The sequence below is a fragment of the Boseongicola sp. genome, from assembly GCF_057460485.1.
Map to the genome: position 1 here is coordinate 1 of NZ_JBVCWP010000158.1, position 9364 is coordinate 9364.

General features: G+C 57.8%; 7 protein-coding genes and 1 pseudogene. 5 read left to right on the top strand and 3 right to left on the bottom strand.

Features of this window, described 5'->3' with window-relative positions; genetic code table 11:
- On the top strand, positions 1-1454 hold a 1454-nt coding region (locus AC221Y_RS15745; protein ID WP_486707707.1), incomplete at its 5' end, for an efflux RND transporter periplasmic adaptor subunit.
- Positions 1455-1488: 34 nt separating this feature from the next.
- Positions 1489-4872 carry an efflux RND transporter permease subunit gene (locus tag AC221Y_RS15750; protein WP_486707708.1) on the top strand — a complete coding sequence of 1128 codons (3384 nt, stop codon included), beginning with the start codon at positions 1489-1491 and terminating at the stop codon, positions 4870-4872.
- Here AC221Y_RS15750 and AC221Y_RS15755 read toward each other — a convergent pair.
- A complete protein-coding gene (locus AC221Y_RS15755) occupies positions 4869-5672 on the bottom strand; it encodes a protein-disulfide reductase DsbD domain-containing protein (RefSeq protein ID WP_486707709.1) in 804 nt (267 codons plus the stop codon). The two genes, AC221Y_RS15750 and AC221Y_RS15755, sit on opposite strands and share 4 nt — an antisense overlap.
- Positions 5673-5786: 114 nt before the next feature.
- Here AC221Y_RS15755 and AC221Y_RS15760 point away from each other — a divergent pair, with 114 nt between their 5' ends.
- Positions 5787-6368, top strand: coding sequence for a YqgE/AlgH family protein (locus AC221Y_RS15760; protein ID WP_299751298.1), 582 nt, complete (start codon positions 5787-5789; stop codon positions 6366-6368).
- Positions 6369-6371: 3 nt separating this feature from the next.
- Here the strand turns inward: AC221Y_RS15760 and AC221Y_RS15765 are convergent, their stop codons facing one another.
- Complete coding sequence (locus tag AC221Y_RS15765) at positions 6372-7763, bottom strand: D-alanyl-D-alanine carboxypeptidase family protein (protein WP_486707711.1); 1392 nt, start codon at positions 7761-7763, stop codon at positions 6372-6374.
- A 229-nt stretch (positions 7764-7992) separates the two neighbouring features.
- Complete coding sequence (locus AC221Y_RS15770; RefSeq protein WP_486707710.1) at positions 7993-8694, bottom strand: HAD family hydrolase; 702 nt, start codon at positions 8692-8694, stop codon at positions 7993-7995.
- A 110-nt stretch (positions 8695-8804) separates the two neighbouring features.
- Here AC221Y_RS15770 and clpS point away from each other — a divergent pair, with 110 nt between their 5' ends.
- Positions 8805-9128 (top strand): ATP-dependent Clp protease adapter ClpS, encoded by a 324-nt coding sequence (clpS, locus tag AC221Y_RS15775; protein ID WP_299751292.1) that lies wholly within the window; start codon positions 8805-8807, stop codon positions 9126-9128.
- Positions 9129-9153: 25 nt separating this feature from the next.
- Positions 9154-9364: pseudogene (locus AC221Y_RS15780) on the top strand (MFS transporter); the annotation flags it as partial.

Genomic DNA, 9364 nt, shown 5'->3' on the forward strand with positions numbered 1-9364 from the left:
AGTTTCTACGCCGATCGTTGGTGGGTGTTTTTCTTATGGCCGTCACTGCCGGGCTTATCGCTTGGGCGGGTAGCTCGGTTTATGGTGCGTTGCAGACACGATGGGCGGAAGAGCCGGGTCAGAGACCTGCGCGCGAACGCATCTTCGCGGCCAGGGTAATGATAATTGCGCCCGAGACCCTCCGTCCGGTTTTGTCGACGTTTGGCGAAGTGCGGGCACGGCGCACGCTTGAACTGCGTGCCGCAACAAGCGGTGCGGTCATTTGGTTGTCCGAGACGTTTGAAAACGGCGGGCAGGTGCAAAAGGGCGATTTGCTGGCGCGTGTCGACCCCGCCGAGGCGCAATCTGCTTTGGAAACGGCCCAAGCTGATCTCTCTGAAGCAGAGGCCGATTTGCGGGATGCGGAGCGCGCTGTTGCTTTGGCCGGAGAAGATATTGCTGCGGCAGAAGTGCAGGCACGGCTGCGGTCACAGTCTTTGGACCGGCAGCGCGACCTTTTGGATCGCGGCGTGGGATCGGTTGCGGCCGTTGAGACGGCTGAATTGGCCGTCTCAACGGCAGATCAGGCCGTCTTGTCACGCCGGCAGGCCAAGGCGAGCGCCGAGAGCCGGTTTGATCAGGCGGTGACCGGCCTGGAGCGGCGCCGGATTTCTTTGGCACGCGCTGAACGCGCCTTGGCCGATACCGAGATTTATGCCGAGTTTTCGGGCGTGATGAACGATGTAACGGCCGTTGTTGGCGGGTTGGTTTCGACGAATGAGCGGATTGGCGAGTTGATTGACCCGGCAGCGCTTGAGGTCTCGTTTCGTGTTTCGACGCCACAGTACGCGCGTCTTTTGACGGAAAATGGACGACTTGTCGGTGCCGATATGACCGCAGCGATTGATATTCTTGGGGTCGATCTTGAGGCAAAAGGGGTGATCAGTCGTGAAAGTGGTGCAGTGGGAGCTGGCCAGACCGGACGCCTGCTGTTCGCGCGGCTTGAAGCCGCGCCCGGTTTCTGGCCCGGCGATTTCGTGTCCGTGCGTATTGACGAGCCGCCCCTTGAACGCGTCGTGCGGCTTCCGGCGACAGCCGTTGATGCGAGTGGTTTCGTTCTGGTTTTGGGCGATGAAGATCGTCTTGAGACGGCCTCCGTCGATGTTTTGCGCCGTGAGCGAGACGATGTGATCGTGCGAGCCCCCGGGTTGGCGGGTCGCGAGATTGTTTCGGAGCGGACCCCATTGCTGGGTGCGGGTATTCGTATTCGTCCGATCCGTCCCGATGGTGCCGAGGCCCCCGAAGGACCCGAGATGCTTATGCTTGATCCTGATCGCCGCGCGCGCTTGGTCGCCTATGTCGAAGGCAACACGTTCATGCCGGATGAGGCGAAGGCACGGGTTCTCGCGCAGCTTCGGCAAGACGCGGTTCCGCTGCGTGTTGTTGAGCGCATAGAATCTCGGATGGGCGGCTAGTGGCCGGTTTGGCGTAGCAGAGAGAACGGTCGAAATGACAAGAGACCTGAGCAAAGCGACAAGCGGCGTTTTATCGTATTTCACGCGCCACAAGACGGCTGCCAACCTGCTTTTGGTGTTGCTGCTGATGGCCGGTCTTTACTCAATTCCGAAGATGCGCGCGCAGTTTTTCCCAGACATCATCACCGACGACATCACCATTCAGGTGGCCTGGGACGGGGCCGGTGCCGAGGATGTCGACGCGGGCATTGTGCAGATACTTGAGCCGACGTTTCAGGCCGTAGAGGGTGTGATCGAAACATCGTCCCGGTCGTCCGAAGGATCGGCCCGGATCACGATGGAGTTCGAGCCGAACTGGGATATGGACCGGGCGGAAGATGATGTGAATACGGCGTTGGACGGGGTCTCGAACCTTCCGGACGATGCCGAGGACCCCGAGATCAGGCGCAGCCGGTGGTCAGACCGGGTGACGGATGTGATTATCACCGGACCTGTCGGCGTCGATCAACTGGCGAACTTTGCGGACGAATTTGTGACCCGTCTTTTCGCAGAGGGGGTCACGCGCACGACGATCCGGGGGTTGGCGGCTCCGGAGACGATTATCGAGGTCACGTCGCTTGATCTGATCCGGTTTGATGTTTCGATGCGCGATATAGCGAGCGCCATTGCGGGCGAGGTCGAAACTGATCCGGCCGGTGACGTCAGTGGTGCGGCACGGGTGCGCACGGGTGTCGCAAAGCGCTCGGCGGATCAGATTTCAGGGATTGTTATTCGCTCGGGCAATGATGGCACGCAGGTGACCGTCGGAGATGTTGCGCGGGTTCGGGTGGAGGGTGTTGACCGCGATCGCGCGTACTTCGTTGGTGAAAATCCGGCGATTTCGATCCGCGTGGATCGCTCCAGCCAGGGCGATGCGATCCGGATGCAGCGACAGGTCGAAGGCGTTGCAGAAGATATGACGTTGTCCCTGCCAGAGGGTGTGCGGATTGATTTGATCCGCACACTGTCCGAGACGATTTCGGCGCGTCTTAACATCCTGCTTGAAAACGGATTGATGGGGCTTGGGCTTGTTGTTTTGCTTTTGTACCTGTTTTTGAATGCGCGCACCGCATTTTGGGTTGCGGCGGGCATCCCGGTCGCAATGATCACCGCAATCTCGATGATGTATATGGCAGGGTTGACGCTGAATATGATCTCGCTGTTTGCGCTGATCATTACGCTTGGCATCGTGGTTGATGACGCGATTGTGGTGGGCGAGCATGCCGACTATCGCGCGCGGCGACTGGGCGAGGATCCGACGACTGCCGCCGAACGGGCGGCTAACCGGATGTTTACGCCAGTGTTTTCGGCGACGGTCACGACCATCATCGCATTTTTCGGTCTGGTGGCGATTGGTGGGCGGTTTGGGGATCTGATCTCGGATATTCCGTTTACTGTGATCGTTGTTCTGATCGCATCGCTGATCGAGTGTTTCCTGATCTTACCGAACCATATGCGGCACGCTATTGCGCATGCCTCCAAAGAGCATTGGTATGACTGGCCGTCACGTCAGGTGAACAAGGGCTTTCGTGTCTTCCGAGATCAGCTGTTTCGCCCCTTGATGGCCGGTGTGATCTGGGCGCGGTACCCGGTGATTGCCGGTGCGATTTTGGTGCTGGCGAGCCAGGCAGTTTTGTTCATCCGGGGCGATGTACAGTGGCGGTTCTTCAATGCGCCTGAACAGGGATCAGTCACCGCTAATTTCGCGATGTTGCCGGGGGCAACACGCGAAGACACCTTCGAGGTGATGCGGCGGCTACAGGCCACTGTGGACGAGGTCGGCGCGCAGTTTGAAACCAAGCATGGCGCGAACCCGATCGAATACGCATTGGCCGAAATAGGGGGTACGTCTGGTCGCGGCCTTGCAGGACAGGAGACCAAGGAGTCCTTTCAATTGGGGTCGATTGCGATCGAATTGATCGATGCGGATTCGCGGCCGTATTCAAGCTTTGCATTCGTATCCGAGTTACAGGAGGCAATGCCGCAGCACCCGATGCTTGAGACGATCAGTTTCCGAGGTTGGCGTGGCGGACCCGGTGGCGACGCGATCGATATCGAATTGTCCGGGGCCTCGTCGGAGGAACTGAAAGAGGCGGCGGAAGAGTTGAAGGCGCAATTGGCGCAATTCGGTGAGGTCTCGGCTTTGGAGGACAACCTCACTTACGACAAAGAAGAGATTGTTCTTGAGTTGACGCCGCAAGGGCAGGCTTTGGGACTGACAATTGATGATCTGGGTCAGATATTGCGGGCCCGACTGAATGGGGTTGAGGCTGCGAGTTTCCCGGATGGGCCAAGGTCTGCGACGATCCGGGTTGAGCTGCCATCGGGAGAATTGACGGCCGATTTTCTGGACCGGCTTTTGGTGCGCACAGGCAGTGCCGCACCCGGTGAGGGCGTGTACGTGCCGCTTGCCGATATTGTGACGGTCGACAGCCGCACCGGGTTTTCGACGATCCGCCGGGAGAACGGTATTCGCGTTGTGTCTGTGACAGGCGATTTGTCCGAGGATGATCCGGCGCGGGCAGAAGAGATTTCGACGCAAGTGCGCGAAGTTATGCTGCCGAAGTTGCAGGAAGACTTTGGTATCTCGACACGCTCGGCCGGGTTGGCCGAAGACGAGAGCAATTTTCTGTCCGATGCTTTGACGGGACTAATCTTGTGTCTGGCGGGTATCTATCTGACCCTGGCATGGGTCTTCAGCAGCTGGTCGCGACCAGGCGTGGTCATGGCGATCATTCCCTTCGGTCTCGTTGGCACGATATGGGGGCACTATGTCTGGGATGTGCCTTTGTCGATGTTCTCTGTGGTTGGCCTCATTGGCATGGTGGGGATCGTGATCAACGATTCAATCGTATTGGTCACAACGATCGATGAATACGCCGAAGAGCGCGGGCTGTTCCCGGCGATTATTGACGGCACGGCGGATCGGTTGAGGCCGGTTATTCTGACGACGCTGACAACCGTGCTTGGTCTTGCGCCGTTGCTGTACGAGACGTCAAACCAAGCACAATTCTTGAAGCCGACGGTGATAACGCTTGTTTATGGTCTGGGATTTGGGCTGGTGTTGGTTTTGCTCGTGGTGCCTGCGCTCTTGGCGATCGGGCATGATTTCGCGCGAACTTTCCGCGCAGCGCGGCGTGCGGCGTCAGGGCGGGCTCCGGGCATGCAGGGAGTTTTGGGAGCCGTAGGCGCCGGTATTTCTGCGTGGTTCGCCACGACCATGGGCGCAGTTATTGTCACTGGCGCGATGCCTGCTGTTCTTGGTGGCGCGCGATCCCTGCCGCTGGCGTTCTTGATGTTTGTGGCGGGCGTCGCGGGAATTGTATTTCTGGCCTGGGCGTTGGCCGCCTTGCGATTTAGCCGTCGGGTGCGCGCTTAGTCGCAGCCGCGAATATCAATCGCCTGACCGCCGCCGAACACGGTGATGCGTACGTCGTTGCGCGACAAGATGAACGGCTGTGCATTGGGCGGGACCATTTCAGCGCTGGCGACAAGAGTGTTGCCGCTGCGGGTCATTGTGGCTTCAGACACCCAGATAGTCTGGTCGGGCAATTCAATGACCGCGACGTCTTTTTCCCCCATCGCAGGAACAGCCATCATCGCGGTAATGCGCATGCCGTCGCGGATGGGCTCGATTTCGCAACTAACTGATCCGACGCCTGCCTCTGACGCTGTCATCGGACGGTCGGCCATCGCGCGCGCTACTTGGGGCGTCGGCGCGGAATTGGTGCCCGCGAGAAGTGCTGTGAAGGTCAGTTCTACTGGCACGCAAATATCGAGGCAGACGCCAATGGTCATGCGGCCGGAAAGCTGAATATCGGCGGTCGTGTCGCTGGCCCGCAGTGCGATGGGCAAAACCATGCCGCCATCATAGCCGATCGAGCGCATGCCGTTCGAATAAAACACATCGGGCACCGGGAAAGATACGCCCGCCCCAGAGAGGTTTTTGGACGAAGACCAGTCAAAAATAGGAGGAATGCCTGCGTCGCCAGGTGTGCGCCAGTAGGTCTTCCAGCCGGGCGCCAGGCTGATCGCGAAGGCTGCGCGGTGTATTCCGTCATCGCCACGCCAACCGGGCAGGACCTCAATGTGGGCAAGGGCGTCGGGAATATCTGCCGCGACAGCCGGGGCCGGGATGGAAAGGCCCAAAACGGCCAAAGTCAGGACAAGAGCTTTCATGAGTTCATTGGTTAAGTGGCTTTAGGCAGTTTTGGAAATCACATTCCGGTAATCGTTTGTGATTGTGTCATGCCTGCCCTTGAAGCGTCTCTCCGGATACCGCATCCTTTTGGGATGTCTCAGACTGACGCCAGCATTCCATCCCAACTTGAAGGTAAGCTTCTGATTGCCATGCCGGGAATGGGAGATCCGCGCTTTGAAAAGAGTGTGATCTTCCTGTGCGCACATTCGGCGGATGGGGCGCTTGGGTTGATCGTGAATAAGCCGGCGCCAGATCTTTCGTTTGCGAATTTACTCAAACAGTTAGAAATTGAGGTGCCTGCGTTGTTGCGCGATGTCCCTGTGTATTTTGGGGGTCCAGTGGAAAGCGGCCGTGGATTTGTGCTGCATTCAGGGGACTATGCGTCCGAAGCTTCGACGCTTCAGGTGTCCGAACAGTTTGGGATGACGTCGACATTGGATGTGCTGGAAGATCTGGCGCGTGATACCGGTCCGGCGAATGCGCTTTTGGCACTGGGCTATGCTGGATGGGGTCCGGGGCAGGTTGAGGACGAGATTTTGCAAAACGGTTGGCTGACGTGCGACGCGTCGCTTCAGCTCGTTTTTAATAACGACGAGGATACGAAGTGGACGGCAGCTTTGGCGACGCTTGGCGTCGATGCTCTGATGCTGTCGGCAGATGCGGGGCGTGCTTAGGCTTTAACTGGGGCCCATCGGGTGGCAATTTACGTTTTGGGCCAGTAATCGACGGCAAGCAAGTTCTGCCGTCTGGGCCGTCAGACCCACGAAGTTTGCTTCAAAGCCTTGCTGGCTTCGCACGACTTTTCGCAGGGCTTCGTCCAGAGTTCCCAGTTCGACCAAAGCGGTTTGTAACAACATCTTCTCGGCTTCGTGTCGAGTGGTGAAGCGTCCGACGTTGATCGCCCATTGGCGCCCGCCCGAGGTAGACATTCGGGTGACGACGATTTGGTCGTCGACCTGGTCAGTGGGTGCCGCGGCGGTTGAGGCGAATGCATTGAGGGTTCGCGCCCGAGGACGCGGTGCCGCCACAAGAGACCCAGCGAGGCTGGCAGTCAGCACCGGTTCGGCCGCGGCCGCAGGAGCGATGTCCGGTGTCGGGTTTGCCGTGGAGGCATCGCCACGGACGATTTCTGCCAAGGCGTCCGTGATGCCGTCTTGTAAGGCTATGAGCATCTCTTCTGGCGGGGCTTCCAAGGGGCGCAAGCGGGGTCGCGGCGTTCGCGTGACAAGTCCAGATGTGCGAATAACGCGTCCCGGCGTGTCTGATGCACCCTCGGGGGTCAGGACGGGACGAGACGGTTTGCGCACCGCGACGCTGTTGGGCGCACGGTCGAAGCCCATATCAAGAAGTTCGGCCACGCGGGCGTTGCGCCATGCGGTCGAGCGACCTCCGAAGACAGTTGCGATAATGCGTTCGTTGCCGCGTTCTGCAGAGGCCACAAGGTTAAAGCCTGCGGCACGCGTGTAGCCCGTCTTAATCCCATCGGCGCCGCGATAGGCGCCAAGCAGCCGGCGGTTGGTATTATTGACGGTCTTGATCCCTGCATTGGTCGATCTGCGAGAGAACAGATTGTAGTACTCAGGAAAGTCGTAAAACAAATGGCGGCCCAGCGATGTCATGTCGCGGGCCGTGGACAGGTGACCAGATTCGGTCAAACCATGGGCGTTCTTAAAAGTGGTTTTGCTCATCCCCATGGCTTTGGCCATGCGGGTCATGCGGCGCGCGAATGCCGCCTCGCTTCCGGAAATTGCTTCGCCAAGGGCGGTGGCGGCGTCGTTGGCTGATTTCACCGCTGCGGCGCGAATCAAATAGCGCAGCTGGATGCGAGAGCCTGCCTTCAGACCAAGCTTTGAGGGTTGCTCTGCAGCGGCATTTCGCGAAATGAGAATTTGACTATCAAGGCTGATCTCGCCCTTTTCGATAGCGTCAAACACCACGTAAAGCGTCATCATCTTGGTGAGCGATGCCGGATGCAAACGCGTGTCCGCGTTGCGGGAATGAAGAACTTTGCCGGACCGCGCGTCAATGACCATCGCCGCATAGGGTGCGGAAACGACGGTCGATGGCATGACTGCAATCAGACATGCGCATACTAATGCACGAAATACGGCTCCGACGAAAAGCGGATACGCCACGATACTGCCCTTTTACTGCCTCTGGGTCCGATCTTTATTCGCCAGATCCCTGATATTTCAGGACACTAGCACGCTCAAACCAATCCGAAAATAATGAATTTTCGATGTCTTTTTATAGAAAGATCAGTTTTACTAGATGCAGTAGATTGCGGTGAGTGAACGGCTACATGCTGTGTTCAATTGCAGCGATGATTTTGGGCAGTTCTGTGAATTCACGCGCTTCGCGGTACTTTTCTTGGTCATCGGGGGGATCTGCCGCCTCGATTTTCCAATTTACCCCGTGAGGAATGTAGACGCCCCAAGCCCCCGCCTCGATTGCGGGTAAGACGTCCGATTTCATTGAGTTACCGGCCATGAGAGTCGTCTCTGGCGAGGTTTCGTGCCGCGCAAAGATGTCGATATAGGCGTCGCGTGTCTTGTCGGAAACGATCTCTACACCGTCGAACGCCTCACCGAGCCCGGACTGGGCGATTTTGCGCTCCTGATCGAGAAGGTCGCCCTTGGTGATCACGATCAGCCTGTATTTTGGCGCGAGCTTGGCGAGGGTGTCTGCAACGCCGGGGAGAAGGTCGATTGGGTGCGCGAGCATATCGTGTCCAGCCGCGATAATTTTGGCGATGACATGGCCGGGCACCTGGCGGTCTGTCACATCAAGCGCAGTCTCGATCATCGACAGTACAAAGCCTTTGATACCAAAGCCGTAGCGGCCCAGATTACGCTTTTCCGCGGCAAGAAGGCGGTCGGCCAGATCGTCACTTTCCATGTAGTCGGCAAGCAGCGTTGCGAAATGGGCCTGTGTCATCTGGAAGAAACGTTCGTTGTGCCAGAGCGTATCATCGGCATCGAAACACAGCGTCGTCAGCATGTTAACCGTTTTCCCTTAGACATGCCCTTTTCACCGCGTCGCTTTCGCATATATTGTACTGCCTAGTGACACGACCAACATGGGGCTGCGTGATTCTTCGCACATTGCATATGATGGCTGATACGGACAAGCCGGGTGACAACGACACCGGGGTTCTGACCGAGACAAAGCCAAAGACTGAAAAGCCGCCTCTTTATAAGGTGATGCTGTTGAATGACGACTATACGCCAATGGAATTTGTCGTACACGTGCTTGAGCGCTTTTTCGGTTTGAGCCATGCGCAGGCGTTTGAAATCATGCTGACTGTCCACAAAAAGGGGCTCGCTGTTGTTGGCGTGTTTTCCGCCGAGGTGGCCGAAACCAAAGTTACGCAAGTGATGGACTTTGCGCACCGCCATGAGCATCCGCTTCAATGTACTATGGAAAAGGAATAGAGCGCGGTTTGCGCTTGGTTTGGTCATGAATGCATCCCGACTTCGCCTTGCGCTTGAAAGCGGTGCTCTGAACTGGGCAGCCGAAGGGCGGATCGCTGTGATTGGCGCTTTGCGGGGCGATGACCTTTCTGATTTGCCAAAGGATCGCATTGAGGTCGTGCAGCGGCATTTCCCGGACCACGCTTATTTTATAGATCAGGGGTTTGAGGTCGCGACACAGGTCGGTGGACCCTATG

Excerpts from the sequence above, each read along its gene's own strand:
- AC221Y_RS15770 (WP_486707710.1), bottom strand. The coding sequence starts at position 8,694 with ATGCTGACGACGCTGTGTTTCGATGCCGATGATACGCTCTGGCACAAC.
- AC221Y_RS15750 (WP_486707708.1), top strand. The coding sequence starts at position 1,489 with ATGACAAGAGACCTGAGCAAAGCGACAAGCGGCGTTTTATCGTATTTC.
- AC221Y_RS15755 (WP_486707709.1), bottom strand. The coding sequence starts at position 5,672 with ATGAAAGCTCTTGTCCTGACTTTGGCCGTTTTGGGCCTTTCCATCCCG.
- clpS (WP_299751292.1), top strand. The coding sequence starts at position 8,805 with ATGATGGCTGATACGGACAAGCCGGGTGACAACGACACCGGGGTTCTG.
- AC221Y_RS15760 (WP_299751298.1), top strand. The coding sequence starts at position 5,787 with ATGTCTCAGACTGACGCCAGCATTCCATCCCAACTTGAAGGTAAGCTT.
- AC221Y_RS15765 (WP_486707711.1), bottom strand. The coding sequence starts at position 7,763 with ATGCCATCGACCGTCGTTTCCGCACCCTATGCGGCGATGGTCATTGAC.